The sequence below is a fragment of the Corynebacterium sp. HMSC077D03 genome, from assembly GCF_001808545.1.
Lineage (GTDB): Bacteria > Actinomycetota > Actinomycetes > Mycobacteriales > Mycobacteriaceae > Corynebacterium > Corynebacterium simulans.
Genome location: NZ_KV793700.1, coordinates 204,879 through 225,887 on the forward strand (window position 1 = coordinate 204,879; position 21,009 = coordinate 225,887).

The 21,009-nt window shown below is 58.8% G+C and carries 21 protein-coding genes; 10 read left to right on the forward strand and 11 right to left on the reverse strand.

Going from position 1 to position 21,009, the window contains the following annotated elements; all coding sequences use genetic code 11:
* Positions 1–88 precede the first annotated feature (88 nt).
* A complete protein-coding gene (locus HMPREF2888_RS09545) occupies positions 89–1,162 on the forward strand; it encodes a lipoate--protein ligase family protein (protein WP_070518685.1) in 1,074 nt (357 codons plus the stop codon).
* A gap of 73 nt (positions 1,163–1,235) precedes the next feature.
* On the opposite strand, the gene HMPREF2888_RS09550 is transcribed toward HMPREF2888_RS09545, so the two are convergent.
* Positions 1,236–1,451, reverse strand: a complete 216-nt coding sequence (locus tag HMPREF2888_RS09550; RefSeq protein ID WP_070518686.1) for a helix-turn-helix domain-containing protein — start codon at positions 1,449–1,451, stop codon at positions 1,236–1,238.
* A 376-nt stretch (positions 1,452–1,827) separates the two neighbouring features.
* Here HMPREF2888_RS09550 and HMPREF2888_RS09555 point away from each other — a divergent pair, with 376 nt between their 5' ends.
* A complete protein-coding gene (locus HMPREF2888_RS09555; RefSeq protein ID WP_070518687.1) occupies positions 1,828–3,195 on the forward strand; it encodes a dicarboxylate/amino acid:cation symporter in 1,368 nt (455 codons plus the stop codon).
* A gap of 119 nt (positions 3,196–3,314) precedes the next feature.
* Here the strand turns inward: HMPREF2888_RS09555 and HMPREF2888_RS09560 are convergent, their stop codons facing one another.
* From HMPREF2888_RS09560 to HMPREF2888_RS13135, 6 genes are all read right to left on the reverse strand, one after another.
* Complete coding sequence (locus HMPREF2888_RS09560; RefSeq protein WP_070518688.1) at positions 3,315–3,956, reverse strand: pentapeptide repeat-containing protein; 642 nt, start codon at positions 3,954–3,956, stop codon at positions 3,315–3,317.
* A gap of 173 nt (positions 3,957–4,129) precedes the next feature.
* Positions 4,130–4,597, reverse strand: coding sequence for a hypothetical protein (locus HMPREF2888_RS09565; protein WP_070496827.1), 468 nt, complete (start codon positions 4,595–4,597; stop codon positions 4,130–4,132).
* Positions 4,597–5,271: a hypothetical protein gene (locus HMPREF2888_RS09570; protein WP_062041353.1), complete on the reverse strand. Its 675-nt coding sequence runs from the start codon at positions 5,269–5,271 to the stop codon at positions 4,597–4,599. The genes HMPREF2888_RS09565 and HMPREF2888_RS09570 overlap by 1 nt, the downstream gene beginning before the upstream one ends.
* Before the next feature lie 158 nt (positions 5,272–5,429).
* Positions 5,430–6,626, reverse strand: a complete 1,197-nt coding sequence (locus HMPREF2888_RS09575; RefSeq protein ID WP_082787611.1) for an MFS transporter — start codon at positions 6,624–6,626, stop codon at positions 5,430–5,432.
* Positions 6,627–6,693: 67 nt separating this feature from the next.
* Positions 6,694–7,767, reverse strand: a complete 1,074-nt coding sequence (locus tag HMPREF2888_RS09580) for a GTP-binding protein (protein ID WP_070518705.1) — start codon at positions 7,765–7,767, stop codon at positions 6,694–6,696.
* 43 nt (positions 7,768–7,810) lie between these two features.
* Positions 7,811–8,119 carry a D-arabinono-1,4-lactone oxidase gene (locus tag HMPREF2888_RS13135; RefSeq protein WP_371326269.1) on the reverse strand — a complete coding sequence of 103 codons (309 nt, stop codon included), beginning with the start codon at positions 8,117–8,119 and terminating at the stop codon, positions 7,811–7,813.
* Positions 8,120–8,473: 354 nt separating this feature from the next.
* Between HMPREF2888_RS13135 and HMPREF2888_RS09590 the strand changes: the two genes are divergently transcribed.
* Both HMPREF2888_RS09590 and HMPREF2888_RS09595 read left to right on the forward strand, forming a co-directional pair.
* Positions 8,474–10,021, forward strand: a complete 1,548-nt coding sequence (locus tag HMPREF2888_RS09590; protein WP_062041359.1) for a succinic semialdehyde dehydrogenase — start codon at positions 8,474–8,476, stop codon at positions 10,019–10,021.
* Positions 10,022–10,054: 33 nt separating this feature from the next.
* Positions 10,055–11,047: a winged helix DNA-binding domain-containing protein gene (locus HMPREF2888_RS09595; protein WP_062041362.1), complete on the forward strand. Its 993-nt coding sequence runs from the start codon at positions 10,055–10,057 to the stop codon at positions 11,045–11,047.
* On the opposite strand, the gene HMPREF2888_RS09600 is transcribed toward HMPREF2888_RS09595, so the two are convergent.
* Both HMPREF2888_RS09600 and ychF read right to left on the reverse strand, forming a co-directional pair.
* On the reverse strand, positions 11,044–11,952 hold the full coding sequence (locus HMPREF2888_RS09600) for a cation diffusion facilitator family transporter (protein ID WP_061921654.1): 909 nt from the start codon (positions 11,950–11,952) through the stop codon (positions 11,044–11,046). The genes HMPREF2888_RS09595 and HMPREF2888_RS09600 overlap by 4 nt on opposite strands.
* A 280-nt stretch (positions 11,953–12,232) precedes the next feature.
* A complete protein-coding gene (gene ychF, locus HMPREF2888_RS09605; protein ID WP_061921651.1) occupies positions 12,233–13,318 on the reverse strand; it encodes a redox-regulated ATPase YchF in 1,086 nt (361 codons plus the stop codon).
* 47 nt (positions 13,319–13,365) lie between these two features.
* On the opposite strand from ychF, the gene HMPREF2888_RS09610 reads away from it, so the two are divergent.
* The 3 genes from HMPREF2888_RS09610 to HMPREF2888_RS09620 all read left to right on the forward strand — a co-directional run bounded on the left by HMPREF2888_RS09610 (position 13,366) and on the right by HMPREF2888_RS09620 (position 17,068).
* Positions 13,366–14,895 (forward strand): AI-2E family transporter, encoded by a 1,530-nt coding sequence (locus HMPREF2888_RS09610; protein WP_070518691.1) that lies wholly within the window; start codon positions 13,366–13,368, stop codon positions 14,893–14,895.
* 46 nt (positions 14,896–14,941) lie between these two features.
* Complete coding sequence (locus HMPREF2888_RS09615; RefSeq protein ID WP_070518692.1) at positions 14,942–16,015, forward strand: DNA recombination protein RmuC; 1,074 nt, start codon at positions 14,942–14,944, stop codon at positions 16,013–16,015.
* Between the two features lie 90 nt (positions 16,016–16,105).
* Positions 16,106–17,068 carry a DUF6542 domain-containing protein gene (locus HMPREF2888_RS09620; RefSeq protein ID WP_070518693.1) on the forward strand — a complete coding sequence of 321 codons (963 nt, stop codon included), beginning with the start codon at positions 16,106–16,108 and terminating at the stop codon, positions 17,066–17,068.
* A 104-nt stretch (positions 17,069–17,172) separates the two neighbouring features.
* Here the strand turns inward: HMPREF2888_RS09620 and HMPREF2888_RS09625 are convergent, their stop codons facing one another.
* Positions 17,173–18,144, reverse strand: coding sequence for a 4-hydroxy-3-methylbut-2-enyl diphosphate reductase (locus tag HMPREF2888_RS09625; RefSeq protein WP_061921639.1), 972 nt, complete (start codon positions 18,142–18,144; stop codon positions 17,173–17,175).
* 222 nt (positions 18,145–18,366) lie between these two features.
* On the opposite strand from HMPREF2888_RS09625, the gene xseA reads away from it, so the two are divergent.
* From xseA to HMPREF2888_RS09640, 3 genes are all read left to right on the forward strand, one after another.
* Positions 18,367–19,608, forward strand: a complete 1,242-nt coding sequence (xseA, locus tag HMPREF2888_RS09630; RefSeq protein ID WP_062041375.1) for an exodeoxyribonuclease VII large subunit — start codon at positions 18,367–18,369, stop codon at positions 19,606–19,608.
* 78 nt (positions 19,609–19,686) lie between these two features.
* The gene (locus HMPREF2888_RS09635) at positions 19,687–19,983 is read left to right on the forward strand and encodes an exodeoxyribonuclease VII small subunit (protein ID WP_070518694.1); all 297 of its coding nucleotides are present in this window, start codon (positions 19,687–19,689) and stop codon (positions 19,981–19,983) included.
* Positions 19,983–20,345 carry a hypothetical protein gene (locus HMPREF2888_RS09640; protein WP_061921631.1) on the forward strand — a complete coding sequence of 121 codons (363 nt, stop codon included), beginning with the start codon at positions 19,983–19,985 and terminating at the stop codon, positions 20,343–20,345. The genes HMPREF2888_RS09635 and HMPREF2888_RS09640 overlap by 1 nt, the downstream gene beginning before the upstream one ends.
* Here the strand turns inward: HMPREF2888_RS09640 and HMPREF2888_RS09645 are convergent.
* Positions 20,342–20,977, reverse strand: coding sequence for a DUF4245 domain-containing protein (locus tag HMPREF2888_RS09645; protein WP_070518695.1), 636 nt, complete (start codon positions 20,975–20,977; stop codon positions 20,342–20,344). The genes HMPREF2888_RS09640 and HMPREF2888_RS09645 overlap by 4 nt on opposite strands.
* Positions 20,978–21,009 lie beyond the last annotated feature (32 nt).

Genomic DNA, 21,009 nt, shown 5'->3' on the forward strand with positions numbered 1-21,009 from the left:
TGACCCATTGCCTAAATCTAGAAAGGCGTGCCTAACTTAGGGCCTCCAATTCTGGAACAATCGGCCGCCCTACAGCGTTGACCAAGGTATGGCTAACCCAACGCATTTCGAACTCAAAGTCCCAGGCGGCAAGCTCCTGGTCGTCGATATCACCGTGACCGATGGAGTTATCTCTGCAGCACAGGTCTCCGGCGATTTCTTCCTCGAACCGGAAGAGGCCTATGAGGTACTTGCTCCAACGCTGGTGGGCTGCACCGTCTCGGATTCCACCGATGAAATCACCGCCCGCCTTGACAGCGCGCTGAGCAAAATAGGGGCTGAGCAGCCCGTTGACCTACATGGCTTTTCCACCCACGATCTGGCCGTGGCCGTCAAGCGCGCAACGTCGGGTGGCACCGACTTCACCGACCACGAGTGGGAGATCCTGCAGCCCGGCGTATTACCCACCCCAGTAAACGTTGCACTGGACGAGGTCATTTTGAACGAGGTCGCCGAAGGAAAGCGCGGCCCCACCCTGCGCTTCTGGGAGTGGGATGACCGCGCCGTTGTCTTTGGCAGCTACCAAAGCTATGCCAACGAGCTGGACCAAGCAGGCGTCGACAAGCACGGCATCACCCCGGTCCGCCGCATGTCCGGTGGTGGCGCGATGTTCATGGAGGGCGGCAACTGCATTACCTATTCCATTTATGCGCCTGAGTCCCTGGTTGCCGGGTACTCCTACGAGGCTTCCTATGCCTATTTGGACCAGTGGGTGTTGGCCGCGCTGGCTAAGCACGGCGTCAATGCCTGGTACGTTCCCATCAACGACATCACCTCCGACGGCGGAAAGATCGGCGGTGCCGCACAGAAACGCCGCGCGGGTGCCGTCCTTCACCACACCACGATGAGCTACGACATCGATGCAGACAAAATGATGGAAGTCCTGCGCATCGGCAAGGTGAAGGTCTCCTCGAAGGGACTTTCCTCCGCCAAAAAGCGCGTGGACCCGCTGCGCCGCCAGACTGGCGTAAAGCGCGAAGAGATCATCGAAACGATGGCCCGTGAGTTCGCCACTCGCTACGGCGCCAAGGACGCCGTGCTTTCCGACGCCACCCTTGCCGAGGCCGAGCGCCTCGTTTCCGAGAAGTACTCCACCGAGGAGTGGACGAAGCGAATTCCGTAATTCTTTCGCGGCTCTTCTCAGAGTTCAAGAGCAGCCCGGCGAAATCGCAGTTCCCACTCAGCGGCATTAGCCGTCATGCGTTCACAACCTCAACACGCAGACCCACCGCGCTGAGCAGTTCTAAAACGGTGGAAAAGCTCGCTTTTCCGGTCCCCAGCTCCACATCTCGGACCGTTCTGTCGCTCACTCCCACCAACTCGCCCAATTCTTCCTGAGTCAATTGATACAACTTTCGGTTTTCCCGCAGTGCGGTCCCGAGCTCAGTCAACCAGCCATCGATGCGATTCATATCGGAAATATCCTTCCCTTTTGCGCTTTTCAAACTCTAAAATAGCCTCGGAATCACAAAACAGGAAGCATTTTTCCGATTTATCCATTTCCCTCGACACTCTCTTCATCCCGGCAAGCTTTCGAAAGGATATTTCCCTTTCAAATAAACCACACCACCACACGACCCGAAGGTCGACGGAATGCCCTTGCGTACCCCGAGCGCCCCAACCATGAGTCCGAGCCCACAATAGTTGCACGGGAATTTATAAACGTCGTACAGTGTTGATGTGATTAGTGAACCGATCAGTCCATAATCGATGGACTATACAGTTCAAATACATACAAAGTTGTCTACAACGCCAAACTCTCACAAGTTCGAAGTAAAAGGAGTTTTCGTGTCTCAACCACAAACGCAATCACGGAAACTGCCCAGCTGGGTAACCGGCTTCGGCGCCCAGGTCATTGCGGGCCTCATCATCGGCCTGATCCTGGGATTTATCGCTTCCAAAATGGACGCTGGCCTGCCTGCCGACGATGAAAAGGGCTCCTGGCTCACCCAGACCCTCACCGGCGTGGGCAGCGCTTATGTCCAGCTACTCAAGGTGATGGTCCCGCCGCTCATCTTCGCGGCCGTTGTTACCTCCGTGGCAAACCTCCGCAAGGTTGCCAACGCCGCATCGCTCGCGATTTCCACCTTGGTGTGGTTCGCAATTACCGCCTTCTTCTCCGTCATCAGCGGCATCGTCGTTGCCCTCGTGCTGCGCCCTGGCGTTGGCACCACTGTCGATGCAGCGAGCGCAGCGGAGCCATCCCACGTCGGTTCGTGGACGGCTTTCCTGCAGCAGCTCATCCCCTCGAACTTCATCGGTATGAAGGCTTCCTTCGACGAGGGCGAGGTTTCCCTAGGCTTCGGCGCCCTGCAGCTGCTGGTTATCTCCCTGGCGCTGGGCATTGCCGCCGTGAAGGCCGGCAAGGCAGCCGACCCATTCCTGCGCTTTACCGAGTCCTTCCTGAAGGTCATCCAGGTTGTCCTGTGGTGGATCATCCGCCTGGCGCCGATTGGCACCGCAGCCCTCATCGGTAAGGCAGTGGCCACCTACGGCTGGGACGCACTGGGTTCCCTGGGCAAGTTCGTGCTCGCGATGTACGTAGGCTTGGCAATCGTCATCGGCGTGGTTTACCCGGCAGTTCTTGCCTTCAACAAGATTCCGGTCGTGGGCTTCTACAAGCGCGTCTGGCCAGTGTTCTCCTTGGGTTTTGTCACTCGCTCCTCCATGGGCGTTATGCCGGTTACGGAGCGTTACACCGAGCAGGCAATGGGTGTGCCGAGCGAGTACGCTTCCTTCGCCATCCCACTGGGTGCTACCACCAAGATGGACGGCTGCGCTTCGGTCTACCCTGCTATCGCCGCCATCTTCATCGCTCAGTTCTACAACATTGACTTGACGTTGACGCAGTACCTTCTCATCATCTTCGTCTCCGTCATCGGTTCTGCCGCAACCGCGGGCACCACGGGCGCAACCGTCATGTTGACCCTGACCCTGTCCACCCTGGGCCTGCCTTTGGCCGGTGTTGGCCTGCTGCTGGCCATCGAGCCGATCATCGATATGGGTCGTACCGCCGTGAACGTTACCGGCCAGGCACTGTGCGCCACGATCGTCGCCAAGCGCGCCGGTATCCAGAACCAAGAGGTGTGGGACGCAGCCGAGCACGGCGTATCCGGCTTGATGGAGTCCGAAGAGCGCGAGTCCGTCAACGCCTAAGAAACTTAGGCATTAACGCAGGAAGGCATCTCACTGAGTGGGGTGCCTTCTTCGTTTTGCTTCGGTTACTCTCGATGCCGGTCGGACTCGGTCGGTGCCGGTCGGCGGTGGGTTGTGTGCTAGTCGACGATCGCCCCAAGAAAGGCCGCCATGGCAGGTGCCAGGTGGACGGCCTGTTCGTTAGTGAGTACCGCGCCTTTGAGGGAACCCACACCAGAGATAGCGTCGAAGTCGAGGCCGCGGAAGTCCACGTCTTTCATCTGCGCCGCATCCACCCGCAGGGTCCGAGCACGGCAGCCCCGGAAGGCCACGCGTTGGGCCTGCACCTGGGACAAATCGACTTCGTCGAATACGCAGTCTTCAAAGAGGACATCCCGCAATGTTCCACCAGAATGGTTAGTCCAGGCGAACTTGCACCCGCTGAACTTCACCGAAAAGAGGTCCGCTTCACCGAAGTCTGCAGCGCCAAAGCGGGAATCAGCCACCTCGACGTCGCGAAGCACGGTGCGCGCCATCCTCCATCCTGGCGCATCGAGGCCGGTCAGCTCGCACTCGGTGAAAGTGGATGAGGAAAGGTCGATTCCATCGAGTGAGGAATCAGCAACCATACACCCAGTCAGTGACATCCCTTGAAGGTTGCGCTCAAACTCGCCGGAGAACCACTCGTTTTCAAACACTCCCCTCGCGTCCAGCCCCAGGCCTTCCCGCACTTCCAGGTGCAATGAAGATAGTTGGGGCGCTTGGACGATCCGGCGAGTCACTGCTTACTTCCTTGTTGGTCGTGTTTTATTCATTTACGCGTTGCGTTCTATAGGTGCAAGCTTACGCAGCACCAACTCCGGCATCCACAAACGTGCCCCGATTGTGCGGGCAAGCATCCAGACAAGAACAAGAAGGGCTGCAACTGCCGCGAAGACAGCAGCAACGCGGAGGCTCACAAAGTCGCGGGATCGACTGGGACGCTGATCGATTGTGCAGGGAGATAAGGGCGCAACAAGGCTAGGAGGCCAAAGTGGCGCTTGTTGAGCAGTGGATTGAACAGGCTTCGTGCGCTGATCTGAAGGTCCGGCTCAGCAGTCAGCAACGCTTGGTACACCGGCCACTGCTCCTCATCCGACGCTACGGAGTGAACCAAATGAACCCATACGGTTTCGCCAAAGCGATTGACAGCGTTGGGATCGGCGCCTGCAGCGATGAGCTTTTCGATGACTGGGGCGTCCTGCGCGCAGAGCTCCGGGTTGTCCGCCAGCTCCGGCAACAGCTTGGTTGGCGGTGCCCAACCGAACTCAAGCATCGCCGTGAGAGCCTCAACTCTTTCGGCAGTGTCACGGACACGCGATGCATCAAAGAATACGGCTTCCGGGTCATGGCTCGCCCAGTCGATAGTGTCAACGAAAGTCATTACTGTGCCTCCTGGAGTTGAATCACGAGCCAATCGGGAATCCATTCCGCGGTGCGCGGGAAAGTCTCTATGTCGGCCGCCCACTGCTGCGGGCTAGGTTGTACCGACCACGCCGGGCGGTAAGCAAAGTTAGGTCTGAGGACAAAACCGTTAGGTCCTGGCTTACCGTGCAGCGAGAGCCACGCTCCACGGGGATCGTCTTTGCAGTAGCGGGCATCCAAGAATTCGGCACGCTTGCCTGCTGGCAGTTCCCCGCTGACCTCGTAGATTTCGCCGCATGCACGAAGTACGAACTCTGGCAGGTCGGCGTCGATGGTGCCGTAGTAAGGCCCCTCTTGGCCGTTAACAGGCACGGCAGGAGCAACGCCGTATTTTTCTTCGGCCCACTGACGCGCGGATTCGAGTTGAGTGCGGGCCTGGGGACGCAGCTCATCCACCTCTTGCGCGGAAAGGCTCTTGCCATCGATGATGATGCCATGTTCGGCAGGAGCGAAGTCGATGAGCTCTCTCATCGTCATCTGCAACTGTGCTCCCTCGAAAGGCGCGATGTCGAGGGTATGCGCCTCCAGATGCGGTAGCTTTTTGCGGCTGCGAATCTTGAGCCGGAGCGGACGCGGCTTTGCTAGCGCCACTCCGACCAGCGGGGCGAAATTGAAAGTATCGGGCTTTTCCATGGCAGTCTCCTGTCGCGTATAACTACAAAGTCGTTGACCATGTGCCGCCTAGTGTAAATAACTACTGTGACGTCCGCCTGAGGAGTTTCCGCACTGAAGTTTCACGCTGCACAAAGCGCTAAGAAATGGCTGTGTTGCACCAGCCGCAGACCGAAGAGCTAAGCAGTGGCAGCCGTAACGTGCACTGTTTCGCCGTATGCGCGCCGACCATGCACGAAGTAGTACAGCACCGTCGCCAAGGCCACGGTTGCGGCAAGCACCCAATACATAGCGGAGTAGCCCAGCGCAGAAATCAGCATGCCCAAGACCACGGGGCCAAAGCCTATTCCGATGTCGAGGAGTAAGAAGAGCGTCGAAATACCCGCGCCCATCTCGTGCGGAGCCACGAGGCGCACGGCCACCGCTTGCGCCGCCGGCATGATGGAGCCATAGCCCAAGCCAACCAAAGCACCCGCGATGACGACCTCCCAGTCAGCTACTGCGATAGCAAGCACCACGAGACCAATCATGAACGAAGCGAGCGCACCGTAGAAGATGACGTTATCGCCGTGGCGGTCTTGGACACGGCCCAAGACAAAGCGCATCGCGAGGCTGACAATCGCATAGGCAATGAAGAAGAAGCTGGCGCCCGTCGCCAGGTCGGAGGCGTCAGCATAAGCGTTGAGGTACGTGATGATGCCTGCATAAGCAACGCCGATGAGAAGCATGAAGAAGCCAAAGGGTGCGACCGCCGGGTGGACGATGTTGGCCAGGCTAAAGGTCACGCTGGGGCGCTCCTGCGTAGGAATCTTGAGTGCCAGTGCCAAAGCCACGGCACATACCGTGAGGCTGAGCACCACAACGAAGATGGTGTTGTAGCCACTCGCACCGACGATAGCCAGTCCTGCCGCCGGGCCAAAAGCGGTGGCAAGGGTAGTTCCCAAGGCAAAGTAGCCCGTGCCCTCAGCACGGCGATGTTCAGGAATGACGGACTGTGCCACGGCCATGACGGCAGTCGACGCCACCGCATAACCCAGGCCATGAATGATGCGCACGACGATAAGCAGTGCCAACGAGTGCGCAACAAAATACGCGGCACATGCCACGGTCACGAGAACCAACGAGACCAAGAGGGACTTTTTACGTCCTGCCGCATCAACCAGATATCCCGAGAACAGTCGCGCAATGGTCGCACCGACCACGAAGGAGCTGGAGGCAAAGCCGCCTGCTGTGTCTGATGCACCAAACTGTTGCACCGCATACAAAGCCATGATCGTCACCAACAGGTAAAAGACCATGAATTGGGCAAAATTAACCAGCCATGCAAAGACGAATGTTGGGGTGATGAGTTTCTGCTCAGCGGACGTAGGAAACACCTTCTTGACGCATATGGAGTTAAAATCAACCCTAAAACGGTATCAGACCCTTAATCGGCGCATGGCACTAGCTGGGCAGCAGAGCGGCTACCTCGACGTCGGAAAGCACTGCGTCCTCGAAGTTGCGCAGCGTCTCCTCCGCGTTGAACTCCACACCGATGAGCACGACCTCAGAGCCCGGCGTCACTCCGTTGGAGGCCCACAGTGAGGCCGGCTGAATCTGCAGGTTTGGCCCTGCCTGCTGCCAGGCGTGGGCAACGCGCAGATCCGTGTCGATCCAGCAATACCCCTTGGAGCGAACCAGCCCGGTACTCGCGCGCAGCGCCTTGAGCAGTCGCTCACGATTGAACGGCCTATCGGAGCGAAATACTACGGAAGAGATTCCGTATTCCTCAGTCTCCGGTGTGTGTGGATTGGCCAGTTCCTCGGCATAGCCGTGATAGGTCGCGGCGGTAGCGGGGTTATAAAGGGCGGCATCGAGAATGAGCTCGGTGGCGATGACGCCGTTGGTCACTGGCACCACCTTGGCGCGGCGATTCATGGCCTTGACGGTAGCGATGACCCGCTCGGTCTCCTCCGCGTCGACGAGATCGGTCTTGGTAATCAAGATAAGGTCGGCGAACTCAACCTGGTCCACTAAAAGGTCCGCGATGGTCCGGTCATCTTCCGGAGTCGCTTCGATTCCCTGTGAGACAAGGCTGCGGCCGCGACGTAGCTGGTCTAAGAAGGTCGAAGCGTCGACGAGGGAGACCATCGTGTCGATGTTCGCGTAGTCCTGCAGCTTGAAGCCGTCTTCGAATTCCCACTCAAAAGTGGCGGCAACCGGCATCGGCTCGGAGATGCCGGTCGACTCAATGATGATCTGGTCATATTTGCCTGACCTTGCAAGGCGCGCAACCGAGTCGATGAGGTCCTCACGCAGGGTGCAACAGATGCAGCCGTTGGACAGCTCCACGAAACGATCTTCGCCGCGTTCGAGGTGGCCCTCCCCTGCAACGAGCGCCGCGTCGATATTGACCTCGGAGAAGTCGTTGACGATGACGGCTAGCTTGCGGCCTTCACGGTTGGCCAAAAGGTGGTTGAGCAGCGTGGTCTTGCCGCTGCCTAAGAATCCAGAAAGAACAGTTACGGGTGTAGTCATTTCGCAAATGATAATGGTTTTCATTTACTGAAACAACTACGCCCTAACCGAAGATCCTCCGCGTGCAATCAGAACCAAAGCGCCACTGCGGGTCCAGTTCCTCACGCAGGGCACAGAACTCGTCGAAGCGCGGATACAGCGCGGAGAAGTCTGCCCGCGTCAAGGCGTTCATCTTGCCCCAGTGCGGGCGGCCGCCGGCAGCCTTCAGAATGGGTTCCACCTTTGGCATGTACTCGTATAGGTTTTTGAAACGCGGGACGTGGAACGCGATGTACATCGACTCGCGGCCGTTGGCGGTAGACAGCGCGACGTCGTCAGGTGCCGTGGTGCGTAGCTCCAGCGGGAAAGCAATCTGTCAGCCCTGTGCATCAATTAAACGTCGGATTTCTCGCACCGCTTCAGGTCCATCCGCCAGTGGTCGACTTCGCGGGAGTGCGGATGAGTGAGCGCCGCGGTCCGACTTTGACGCCACGCAGATGGGAAGCCCACCCGCACGCGTCACCATTTGTTCCGCGTTGAAGTCGAAAGCGGCAATGTCAATGACACCAAGAGGGGCGGCCGCCTCGCCGGACCTGACGAGTGGCGCGATAGTTTCTCGGAGCTGCGGGCTCGGAATTTTTGAAAGCGTTGCCATAAAGTAATGCTACTCACACTCGCACCATGATTGCGATACATATCACAATCAATTTCTGGCACTATAGACTCCATGAAAACCTTCACTAGTGCTCATCTCCCGCCGCGCGTCTCTGATTTCCTGGCCACCAACCCGGTAGGCGACGTGCGTGGTTCCGGCGCTCAACACACAGCACTCATGCCGTTTACAGGCGAAGAGCTTTTCTCCTTCCCCACGGCCACGCCTAAGGACGTCGCCGCTGCCGTCACCACTGCACGGGCCGGGGTAGGCCAGGGCAATCGCGGGCGCATACTGCTCAGCCTCCACGACCTAATCCGGAAACATGAAGAGCTCATCCTCGACCTCATTCAGGCTGAGAACGGCAAGTCCCGCTCGCACGCCTACGACGAGGTGATGGACCTCTATAACTGCGCGCGCTTTTATGGCGTGAACATACGCAAGGCCTTTGGTCCGGAGCGACATCCCGGCGCGTTGCCGGTGCTCACCAAGACGCGCACCCAGCACTACCCACTGGGCGTCGTGGGGCTCATCTCCCCGTGGAACTATCCGCTTTCCTTGGGCGTGGGCGACGTTCTGGCGGCGCTTTCTGCTGGCAACTCTGTGGTTCACAAGCCTGATTCCCAGACCACGCTGACGGCAATCTTGGTCCGCCGGCTGGCGATTGAAGCCGGCCTACCAGAGGCTGCCTGGCAGCTAGTACCGGGCAACGGCGCGGAGGTGGGCGACGCCTTGATCCCCCTCGTCGACGGTCTTTCCTTTACCGGTTCCACCAAGGTGGGCAAGTCCATTGCTGCCCAGGCGGCCGGACGTCTCATCCCCACAATGTTGGAGCTCGGCGGTAAGAATCCAATGCTGGTGCTTGACGACGCCCCCCTTGAGCCCACCGCACGCGGCGCCGTGCGCACGGCCTTCTCGTCCTCGGGCCAACTGTGTATGTCCGCCGAACGTGCCTACGTGCACACGGACATTTATAAGGACTTCCTCGTTGCGCTTAAAAAGGCCCTCGATAAACAGACTCTGGGCGCAGCGTTCTCCGATGCCGCAACTATCGGCTCCCTGACTTCGCAAAAGCAGCTCGACTCCGTCCAAGCTCATGTGCGCGACGCTGTGGACAAGGGCGCAACGATTGTCTACGGCGGAAAGCATCGCCCGGAACTCGGTCCGTTTTTCTTTGAGCCCACGGTGCTCACTGGGGTAACGCAGGAAATGGAGCTCTTCGCTAACGAGACCTTCGGCCCAGTGTTGGCTGTGTACGAGGTCGATTCTGATGCTGCTGCCATCCACGCAGCAAATGACACGAACTACGGCCTATGCGCCTCAGTGTGGTCGGGCAGCTCCCGCCACGGCTGGGAGGTTGCTTCCCAGCTGGAAGCCGGCATGGTCAATATCAACGAGGGCTTTGCCGCAGCATATGGTTCTATTGCCGCCCCAGGTGGCGGCGTAAAGGAGTCCGGCCTCAATCACCGCCACGGTATTACCGGCATGCGCTTGTGGGCAAATGAGCGCACCGTAGCCGAGCAAAAGCTGCACCCGCTGGCGCCCTCGGAGCTACTGCCGCCGCAGCGCTTCCAGAAGCTCATCACCACGGGCATGGCGGCCATGAAGGCGCTGCGCTTGTAGCAGCATAAAGAAAGTCCGAATAAAGTTTAAGCAATGCTCCATCTAACGCTGCCTGAACTTCGCGCCCGCCGCCTCATCGCCCAGGGCCTGGCCCCTTCGGCGGCGCGCCCAGCCACCACTTCACCGCTGGCTGCGGCCGAACACCTCATGGCAGTCCAAGGGCAGAACTATGCCGCGGGCGTGCGCGCGCTGGCCCTGCGCAGCACCCAAGGATCCGCAGCGCCAGACGATGCCGCAGTGCTCAACGCCATCGATGAGTTCCAGGTCGTGCGCTGTTGGCCGCAGCGCGGCACGGTCCACTTCATGCCTGCTGCCGACGTGCGTTGGATGTCCCGCCTGCTCTATCCCCGTGTCGCGCGCAGCCAGCAAGCCCGACGCCCAGGGTTGGGCCTCGACGAAGACCTGTTTAACCGCGCACACGCCGCACTTCACGACGCCGCCCTAAAAAGCACGACGCCGACTCTGACCCGCGCCGAGGCCTACGAGATCTTCCGGTCAGTTGGCATCGCTCCGGATGGCGGCCGTGGATCGCACCTGCTGCGCGCATTCGGTGGCGCGGGCGACCTCGTCCAAGGACCGAAGCACGGCAAGCAAGAAACGTTCATGCACGTCGATGTCCTCCCCGTCGAGCAACGTCAACCGGAGGAGCCGCTCCGCGAGCTAGCACTGCGCTACGTCAGTGGACATGGTCCGGTGAGTGCCGCCGACCTAGCTTGGTGGACCATGCTCGCCAAAGGCCAAGCAGCCAAGGCCCTCGAAAACTCCGGATTGGTGCGGGCTGAGCACGAGGGCGAAACCTTCTGGCTCAGCCCATGGCAGCAGGACGTGACCGCAGAGGAAATCTCGGTCGCATTGGCGCTGCGGCTCGAGCTTCCCGCCTTCGACGAATACTTGTTGGGCTACGCCAACAAGGAGTGGATTCTGCCCGATGAATTACGCCCAGATATTCTCACCAAGAACGGGCTTAGCTGGCCGTGGGTGATGGAAAACGGTATGGCCGTGGCTAGCCTGCGTGAACCCGCTTAAGGCATGCGCAAGATGCGGCGATGCACCGTGCCGGCGGGCTCGACGTGGATGAACACTTCGGCGCCTGAGAAAAGCTCGTCGATGTTGTCCTCGATGCGATCCGCGATGTCGTGGGCCGCAAGAACTGTCCACTCGCCAGGCACGTCCATGGTGAGATAGACCAAGCGCTGGCGGCCCGATGCGATGGTACGACGGGACGTGAACAACACGTCGAATTCATCCTCAAGCTCAGCAAGTCGCGCATCAAGCTCAGCGTGCTCTTCCTTGGGCAAGGACTCGGAAAGCAGGCTGCTCAAGGATTCTTTGAGCAGCTTGTAACCGGTCCACAGGATGTTGATGCCCACTGCAAAAGCGACCATCGGATCGAGCCACAGCCAGTCCGTCAGGGCAACCAGCGCGATGCCCACGAGGACGCCAACAGAGGTCCACACGTCAGTCAGCAAGTGATGGCCGTCAGCTTGAAGCGTTGCCGAACGATATTTCTTGCCCGCTTTCAGCAACGCCAGACCGACAGCCAGATTAAGGACCGAAGCTAGCGTCGAAAGCGCCAAACCAATGCCTGGCTGTTCCAAAGGCTGGGGGTTGAGCAAGCGCAATGCAGAGGTATAAATGATGAGTGCTGCGGCGACGAAGATCATCGCGCCCTCTACCAACGCGGAAACATATTCGGCCTTGCCGTGGCCGAATTGGTGGTTCGCGTCAGCCGGCTTCGCAGCAATGCGAAGGGCGATGAAGCCCACTACTGCAGCAACGAGGTTGACTCCGGATTCCAAAGCGTCAGACAGGAAGCCGACGGAGCCAGTAAGCATGGCCGCAAGGACCTTTAAGACAATGGTGAGAACAGCCGTCGCGATGGACAGCTTCATGAAACGCTCAAGCAGGAGCTGCTCGGAAGGAAGTGCCATACAGATACCTTCGGTTAGTTTGGCGCCAACCGAGCATCCAACAACGGGGACAATCGGTCGACGTAGGAACTACGGACCGAAGGTCTCGCTCACTCACGAATTTCGCAAGCTGGGTGGCCGGGCGCAAAGGCACCAGTATGTCGACCATCCATCCGCCGCCATGGGAGGCCGCGGAGGAGCTACTCCCCTTCAGGAGGTTTTAGGTTAGCAAGCCGCCAAGTTGCCAACAACTCGGCGGCTCAAGCAATGCTGAGACTACAGCTTTAATCTCAGGCGAGCGCTAGCCGCCAATCTTGAAGTCGCAGACGTCGCCGTCCTGCATGATGTATTCCTTGCCTTCTTGACGGACCTTGCCCTCAGCACGGGCAGTGGCCATATCGCCGGCGGCATCCAGATCATCGAAGGAGACGATCTCAGCCTTAATGAACTTCTTTTCGAAGTCGGTGTGGATGACGCCTGCTGCGGCAGGAGCCGCCGCGCCCTGCTTGATGGTCCAAGCACGCGCTTCCTTCGGGCCTGCGGTCAGGTAGGTCTGCAAGCCGAGGGTGGCAAAACCTGCTTTAGCCAGAGTTGCCAGGCCAGGCTCGGTCTGGCCGACGGACTCGAGCAGTTCCATTGCCTCTTCCTCGTCGAGCTCAAGCAGCTCGGTCTCAGTCTGTGCATCGAGGAACACGCACTCTGCTGGGGCGACGAGCTCGGCGAGCTCGGCCTTCTTCGCGTCGTCGGTAAGCACTGCTTCATCGGAGTTGAACACGTACAGGAACGGCTTCGCCGTCATCAAGTGAAGCTCACGAACCAGTGCGAGGTCGATCTCGCCATTCTTGGAAGCGGCGAAGAGCGTGCGGTCATCCTCCAGGATTTCCTGTGCCTTCTTGGTGGCCTCGACGGTCTCAGCCAGCTCCTTGTTCTTGCGTGCTTCCTTCTCCAGTCGCGGCAAAGCCTTCTCGATGGTCTGCAGATCCGCCAGGATGAGCTCGGTGTTAATCACGGAAATATCGTGGGCGGGATCGACCTTGCCATCGACGTGGATGACATTGTCATCGGCAAAGGCGCGCACGACCTGGCAGATAGCATCTGCCTCACGGATGTTGGCAAGGAAGGCGTTACCCATGCCTTCACCCTTGGATGCGCCTTCGACGATTCCGGCGATGTCCACGAAGGACACGGTCGCCGGCAGGATGCGCTCGGAGCTAAAGATCTCCGCCAAGCGGTTAAGGCGGTGATCCGGTAACTCAACGAGGCCGACGTTCGGCTCGATGGTGGCGAACGGGTAGTTCGCTGCCAGAATGTCAGAACGGGTCAGGGCATTAAACAGCGTGGACTTGCCAACGTTAGGCAGGCCGACGATTCCAAGTGTAAGACTCACAGGGGCAATCCTAACGCACCCAAGGTTTTTTAAGGCAAGATGGTGGGGTGAGTTCTCATTCGCCTTCCTCATCATCCACGCCGCCATCCGGTCACCACTCGGATCCGGACCACGCTGGGCTCGGCGATCGTTTTGACGAGTCTGTTGATGCCGCAGCGCTTGACGACGTCTCCCCTCACCCACCCGGAGACCAAGTCGACCGTTCCGTTGTAGTCGGCGAGGTAATTAAGTCTGCTTCCCTATGGGCACTGCGCCTGTTCGTCATTTGTCTTTTCCTTTATGCGCTTTTCCGCATCGCCGGCAACCTCTGGCGCGGCATCCTGCCTATCCTGTTGGCTCTCATCATCTGCACAGTTTTGGCTCCGATCACCCGGTGGCTACGCCGCCACCATGTGCCAAGTTCGCTAGCAGCGGCGTTGACGATCTTGGTTTCCTTCAGCGCACTGGGCGCGCTGTTTCTTTTCATCGCGCCGAATTTCGTGCGGCAATCCCAAACGCTTTATTTGCAAACAGCCAACGGCATTCAGGCACTGCGCCTATGGGTCCAGCAGCCGCCGCTGAATCTCAATGAGGATCAGATCGGCACCTACATCGATGAGATCGCCGCCTGGGCACAAAAGCAGGCCGGCACCATTGCAGGATCCGTGTTCAACGGTATTGGGCAGGCAACCAACATCATCGTGACCTTGATGGTGGTTTTGGTCTTGACCTTCTTCTTCCTGAAGGACGGTCACCGCTTCCTGCCATGGCTGCGCGAAGCCACGGGCCGGCGCACCGGTTGGCATTTGACGGAACTGCTCACCCGAGGCTGGAACACACTGGGCGGTTTCGTGCGTGCCCAGGCGCTCGTATCGCTAGTCGACGCCATCTTCATCGGCATTGGCCTGGCCATCATCGGGGTCCCGCTGGCACTAACGCTGGCCATCATCACCTTCGTTGCGGGCTTTATTCCTTTCGTTGGCGCTATCGTCGCGGGCGCGCTTTCGGTGACCATCGCCTTGGTCTCCCTGGGAATCACCAAAGCACTGTTGGTCTTGGCGCTCGTGCTTTTGGTCCAGCAGCTTGAGGGCAACGTGCTCTCCCCCTGGTTGCAATCTAAGGCGATGAACCTGCACCCCGTCGTTGTGCTGACTTCCGTCACTGTGGGCTCTGCTCTCTTTAACCTCGTGGGTGCGTTCTTGGCTGTGCCAGCGGCCGCGATGTTCGCTGTGGCGTATCGCTACTTCCAGGACATGATGATGCTGCAGTCTGGCGAGAAAACCGCAGAGGATATGCATTTTGCCACGGTGGCAGGCTTCCTCATTGGCCGCTATACCCAAGAGCAGGGCGATCATAAGCGGAAGGCCTGGTTGGCGATGCCGGACCACGCCGCCCCGGAGGCCGTACCTGCCGATGTTGCTAATCACGGCAATAGTCCGCACCTCGACGCCGCGGTCGATATGGATGCCCGCCCTACTGGTAAGGGCGAGGGAGAAGCACCTGCTTCCCGCGGCACGCAGATGCGCGTTGTTCGAGGTGGCGTGCAAAAGGCTATGTCGCGCGTCGAACATCTGTTGCATCCACGCCGCGAAGATTAGGCCAAGACAAACGGCAATGTCCGGAGCACGTGCTTAGGTGGTGGCTATGTCTACCACCTTGCCCGTGCTTTTGTTATTTCTAGGTCTTTTCATCGGCGCCATTTTGGGCTGGCTGCTGCGCGAATACCGCAGCAATTCCACGCGCCCCAGCGATGAGCATCGCGCGCTACAGGAATCGCAACGCCGGCAAGCGGAGCTTGCGCCTTTAGAGAAAGCTATGGACCGCTTGGGATTCAAACTGCAGGAATTAGAGGAAGACCGCGCCACTGCCCTAGCAGCATTATCAAGTCAAGTCCAGGCAGTTACCCGGACTTCATCCAGGCTGACAGATCGCACTGACAAGCTCGTGGGCGCTCTGCGTTCCCCAAACGTCCGCGGCCGCTGGGGCGAGATGCAACTAGAACGCGTCGTGGAAATCGGCGGCATGACCAAACACGTGGATTTCGATTCCCAGGTAACAGCAACACTCAACGGAAAATCCGTACGCCCCGACCTCGTAGTGCATCTAGCAGGTGGGCGCAACATCGCTGTCGATGCCAAAGTGCCGTTTTCTTCTTATTTGGACGCAATGGACACCGAAGATCCAGAGGAGCACGCAGGTTACCTCCGCCGGCACGCACACCTGTTACGCAACCATGTTCAAGCGCTCTCCCATCGCGATTACATTGAGGCCTTCTCTCCCACTCCTGAGTTCGTAGTGCTCTTCGTCCCGGCGGATCCGTTCCTAGACGCCGCATTGAGCATCGATCCTGAGCTGCTCGAGTTCGCCTTCGGGCGCAACATCGTCATCGCCACGCCAAGCACACTTTTTGCGCTCCTGCGCACTGTGGCGCTGGGATGGCGGCACGAAGACATTTCAGAGAAGGCACGCGAGGTGCAACGTCTTGGCCGCGAGCTCTATGCGCGGCTAGGCACTCTCAACGAGCACTATGAGAAAGTCGGCCGCAGCCTTGAAAAAGCAGTCGAAGCATTCAACTCCAGTCTCGGCTCCTTGGATTTACGAGTGGGGGTTACTGCACGCAGGCTCTACGAGCTGGAGATCCCAGCACGCACCGATAAAAAACCGGTCTCCCCGCACCCCATCGAGGCAGAACCGCGGCACCTACGCTTTGGGGAATAACTGCATTTACCTCCTTCACGGAAATAAATTTCGCCACATTCGGGCGAAGAAATACCGATAAGCCCAGCCAACGCTGTAGAATCTTCCGGCGTGTCACTTGCCAAAAATCGAAACCACCGAGCCGCGCGTGAAACCTCCGCCGCTGCGCATGAGCTGCCGCTAGCCAAGGGTCTCCTTGGCCTAGTAGCCACGTTCGTCGTAGCCGCACTGATCACGATTGCCGTGGGTTCGATTGGTTGGCTATTCTTCATCATCTCCGCGGCCGGTGCGCTGGCAGTCACCTGCTTCGCCCGCCTGCGCAGCTTGTACCTCCTAGTTGTCAGCATTCCAGTTCTGTTTACGGTCGCGATTGTGTTGACCTCCTGGGTGCTGTCCATTCAAGCCGCGCCAAAAGGCACATCGCCGTTCTCGCACACGTCACTGCTTTCCGCAGCGTTCCCTTTCATCCAGCGTTTCCCCTGGTTGCTCATCGTATTTTTGTTGTGCGCCGCTCTTGCCGTAGTCCGTCTATGGCGACACAAGAACTTGGCTCGAACCCGCGACGCCAAGGCACAGGTTGCCCGTCGCGCGGAGCAAAAAACCAATGAGCGCACTACCAACGAGCGTCTTTCCGTTGCCGAGCTTATAGCTCGTAACCGCCGTGATGCAGAAGGCTCAGGTGAAGCACTTCCCCAGAGTTCGCCGCGCCGCCGTACCCGTGCCCGCGAGTTGGACCGTGAGGTTCGTCGCCGCCGCCAGGCTGAAGAACGCGAGCAGCAAGCCCGAGAGCGCGTGGAAAAGAGCCGCTCAAGCAGTGAGGAGCTCAAGCGCGCACACGACGAGCGCGTGGCTCAAGCACGCTCCTACCGCGAGGCACGTGAGGCCCGCGAGCGGGGTACCACAGCTAGCTCCGCGGAGTACGACGATTCCGACTTCGCACCGCGCCGCCCCGACCCCGCACGCCGTGCTGGCGATGTAGATGAATCCCACGAAGCCGAAACCACCAATCCTAAGGCGTCCAAGGCAAAGCCAAAGTCCTCGTTCTTGGAAGACAATCTCTACGACGAAGACTAGTTCACCGCGCAAACCAGCTCGAATACTAGTTATCAATAAAGCACCCAGGGCAGGCATTTGCTGCTCTGAGTGCTTTTCTTTTGTTGTGGCTTAGGAGGGCATCCTTAAGCCTTCGGGGCCTGCGACGTGCGCGCCGGACGCAGCTCACGTGGCAGGGAGAACTGGATAGTCTCGGTGGAAGTAGTAACTTGCTCAACGTTGCTGTAACCACGCTCGTCGAGGAACTCGAGCACCTCGCGCACGAGCAACTCAGGTACAGAAGCACCACAGGTAACACCGACGGTCTCGATGCCTTCGAGCCACGCCTCATCGATCTCGCGGGCGAAGTCGACGAGGTGGGAAGCCTTGGCTCCTGCCTCTAGCGCCACCTCAACTAGGCGCACGGAGTTCGAGGAATTCTTCGAGCCCACCACAATCATCAAATCGCACTTCGGAGCAATATTCTTCACCGACTCCTGGCGGTTCTGGGTGGCGTAGCAGATGTCGTCTGAAGGCGGATTCTCGAGGTGCGGGAAGCGCTCGCGCAGCTTATTCACAATAGTGATGGTCTCATCCACCGAGAGGGTGGTCTGGGATAGCCAGATGAGCTTTTCATCTTGCAGGGACTCAGGCAGCTTGTCGACGCCCTCGATGCCATCCACCAAGTGGGTGACCTCAGGAGCTTCGCCGGCGGTGCCTTCGACCTCTTCGTGGCCTTCGTGGCCCACCAACAAGATGTGGTAGCCATCTCGCTGGAAACGGCGCGCCTCGTTATGCACCTTGGTCACCAGCGGGCAAGTTGCATCAAGGGTCAGCTGCTTGCGGCCTTCAGCCTCCTCACGCACCGCCGGGGCGATACCGTGTGCGGAAAAGACAAGGTGCGCGCCCTCGGGTGCTTCGGATGCTTCCTCGACGAAGATGACGCCGCGCTCAGCTAGCGATTCCACGACGTAGCGGTTGTGGACAATCTGCTTGCGCACGTAAATCGGTGCGCCGTACTTCTCAAGTGCCTTCTCCACGGTCTCAACTGCGCGATCGACACCGGCACAATAACCGCGCGGTGCTGCCAGGAGAACATTCTTGCCAGTCTCAGTCATGCGTTCCAGCGTATCTAAAACTGCTTTGAAACAGTAGATTGGGTCGCTTTGCAAAGGCAATGCATGGCCTATTTCTGACGTGGACAGCAATGTGACTTCGCTCGAACTTTCCCTGGCCCGCTGACCTTTAAATTTGCCCAAGCTGACTGCCCCCGAAGTCCACATGTCCGGGCTGGGCAATAGACTAAGTGGCAATCCACTGCTGCATAGAAAGGCTGCTTTGTGAATCAACCAGCAAACTCTGCGGAGACGCCCTGGCCCGTAGGCCGGGTCAATGACCAGGTCAAGGGCTGGATCGAGCGTCTCGGGTTCTTGTGGGTCGAAGGCCAATTAACCCAGATCAACGTCAAGCGCTCATGGAAGCTTTCCTACCTCACTTTGCGCGACGTCGAGCAGGAAAAGTCCGTGCAGTTAACGTGCCCTACTGACATGGTCTTGAAAATGCCCACGCCATTAAAAGACGGTGATCGCGTGGTGGTCTACGGCAAGCCCGCCTTTTATGCCGGCCGCGGTTCCTTTTCGTTGTGGACCACTGAGATTCGCCACGTCGGCGTCGGTGATTTGCTAGCACGCATTGAGATGCTGCGCCAACAGCTTGCTGCTGAAGGGCTCTTCGATCCTTCGCGCAAGTTGGCGCTGCCCTACCTACCCAACAAGGTAGGGCTTATCACCGGCCGCGGCTCTGCTGCTGAACGTGACGTGCTAGCCGTGGCAAAGGACCGTTGGCCGGCGGTGCAATTCCGCGTCATTAATACCGCGGTGCAGGGAGCGAACACCGTTCCAGAGGTTATCAACGCGTTGGAAACCCTCGATGAGGATCCAGAAGTAGACGTCATCATTATCGCCCGTGGCGGCGGTTCTGTCGAAGACCTTCTTCCTTTCTCCGAAGAGGCTCTACAGCGCGCAGTTGCCAGCGCACGCACTCCGGTGGTCTCTGCTATTGGCCATGAGCCAGACAATCCAGTGCTCGACAATATTGCAGACCTCCGCGCCGCCACTCCTACTGACGCCGCAAAACGAGTAGTGCCATCAGTTGCTGAGGAATACGCATTGGTGGATGAAGCGCGTTCCCGCATGGCAGCTGCACTGCGTGGTTGGGTCGAAAGGGAAAGGCGCGGGCTGGAAAATATTCGTTCACGCCCCGTGCTTGCTGATCCAATGACGCCGATCAACGCACGCCGTGATGAGCTTGAGCGCTCCCGCGCGTTGATGAAGCGCGAGGTCACCTACTTGCTCGAGCGAGAAAGGAACAAGGTCACTGCCCTGCGCGCACAGGTCTCGGCTCTCGGCCCGTCGGCCACCTTGGAACGCGGCTATGCCATCGTCCAAGTCGTGCCGCGTGATGGCTCGGGCCCAGAGGTTGTGACTTCCTACGAGCAATCACCACCCGGCTCGCAATTGCGTATCCGCGTCGGTGATGGCTCGATTACCGCAGCGGCAATGGCGGCCAAACCAGCCGACTAACAAACTTCAGTAATCATTCAGCGCTAAAGCACTGAAAAATATAGACCCGAAGCCAAAGACTTAACTAAAGGAGCAGACATGAACGAGACAATCGGTACCGGTACTCCCGGCCAAGACGCATTCCCGCCAGTAGAGGAACTTACCTACGAGCAGGCTCGCGATGAGCTCATTGAAACCGTCAAGATTCTTGAGCTCGGCCAGATGGGCCTCGACGAGTCGCTGAAGTACTGGGAGCGCGGTAAAGCGCTGGCAAAGGCCTGTGAGGCCCACCTTGACGGCGCTGCGCGTCGTGTCGAGAAGGCACTAGATAGTGCCGATAACTCCGAAGATGCCACAGACGCAGAAAACGCATCATCCAACGAAGGAGAGTACTAATGCAGATTTACGGCTACCCAGGTGAGCGCGTGGACTTCGTATCAAAGTCCGGCTCTGCCGGTTCCCTGCTCTTTGGCGATCCACGCCATCTTGCAGAGGAGTTTTTCGGCACGCCGCATACGGCAAGCACTGATGAGATCTCCTATTACTCTGGCTCCATCGTGCTGTGCTTTAAAGAAGGCCGTCTCCGCGAGGTAAAAATCTACCCGCAGAACTCCAAGCGCGAACGAGTCGACGTCTACGTTGCTAAGCAGCGCCTGAGCGGCCTAGACGAAGAAACCCTCGCCCAAACGGTAGAAACCGCGGGCGAGGGTGTCCAGGTCGAGTTTGCAGACGGCCTTTACTCAGCCACCTTCAGCTAAGGCTGCTGAGATGTCGGTGCTGTTGCACCGTCCTCCTGCGCACCAGCCTCGGCTGCCCCGTCGTCATTCACGTGCAGAACCGGCGCCTTGGCGAATGCCTCGATGGTGGTCTCGTAATCCGCTTCAGAGGCGGAGCCGGACAATGCCAAGCGGGAGTCGCCTAAATCTGTGATCCATAGTGGCCGAACATTAGCGTCGTCGCTTTCTAGGATCTTGACCTTCTTGCCGGCCACCTCACGCTCGGATTCGTTGGCACGGTAGTTGGAGTCATAGCCTTTCTCCGCCTCTTCAATAGAGACTTGGGTCTGCGTAGACTCCACATAGCCTTCATCAGCAGTCAGCCAGCTCACCACGGAGGCGTTCTCCCCCGCCACAGCGGAGCGACGCGCGGCAGTAGGCGCCCAGCCTTCGGGCATCTGTGGGTTACGGATTACTGCCCCCGTAGCGCGTGCTTCCATCTCTAGGAACGTCGTGGCATCGACATCCTGGACAGGCCCCTTCTTTGTCTCCGGGTTCACGCTACACAAGCCGGTAGCTCCCACAACAAGGAGCATGGCGATGACGGTCACGCCGAGAGACAAAATAATGTCCCGGGCGCCCTCAAAAATCTTGGGTTTCTCTTCTGCTGCCACGCGACCAGTATTCCACGTACCCAAGCGCACAA

Coding starts and splice junctions, on each gene's coding strand:
- HMPREF2888_RS09545 (WP_070518685.1), top strand. CDS start 89: ATGGCTAACCCAACGCATTTCGAACTCAAAGTCCCAGGCGGCAAGCTC.
- HMPREF2888_RS09565 (WP_070496827.1), bottom strand. CDS start 4,597: ATGACTTTCGTTGACACTATCGACTGGGCGAGCCATGACCCGGAAGCC.
- HMPREF2888_RS09580 (WP_070518705.1), bottom strand. CDS start 7,767: ATGACTACACCCGTAACTGTTCTTTCTGGATTCTTAGGCAGCGGCAAG.
- HMPREF2888_RS09570 (WP_062041353.1), bottom strand. CDS start 5,271: ATGGAAAAGCCCGATACTTTCAATTTCGCCCCGCTGGTCGGAGTGGCG.
- HMPREF2888_RS09640 (WP_061921631.1), top strand. CDS start 19,983: ATGCAGATTTACGGCTACCCAGGTGAGCGCGTGGACTTCGTATCAAAG.
- HMPREF2888_RS09600 (WP_061921654.1), bottom strand. CDS start 11,952: ATGGCACTTCCTTCCGAGCAGCTCCTGCTTGAGCGTTTCATGAAGCTG.
- HMPREF2888_RS09590 (WP_062041359.1), top strand. CDS start 8,474: ATGAAAACCTTCACTAGTGCTCATCTCCCGCCGCGCGTCTCTGATTTC.
- HMPREF2888_RS09625 (WP_061921639.1), bottom strand. CDS start 18,144: ATGACTGAGACTGGCAAGAATGTTCTCCTGGCAGCACCGCGCGGTTAT.
- HMPREF2888_RS09615 (WP_070518692.1), top strand. CDS start 14,942: ATGTCTACCACCTTGCCCGTGCTTTTGTTATTTCTAGGTCTTTTCATC.
- HMPREF2888_RS09635 (WP_070518694.1), top strand. CDS start 19,687: ATGAACGAGACAATCGGTACCGGTACTCCCGGCCAAGACGCATTCCCG.
- HMPREF2888_RS09550 (WP_070518686.1), bottom strand. CDS start 1,451: ATGAATCGCATCGATGGCTGGTTGACTGAGCTCGGGACCGCACTGCGG.
- HMPREF2888_RS09595 (WP_062041362.1), top strand. CDS start 10,055: ATGCTCCATCTAACGCTGCCTGAACTTCGCGCCCGCCGCCTCATCGCC.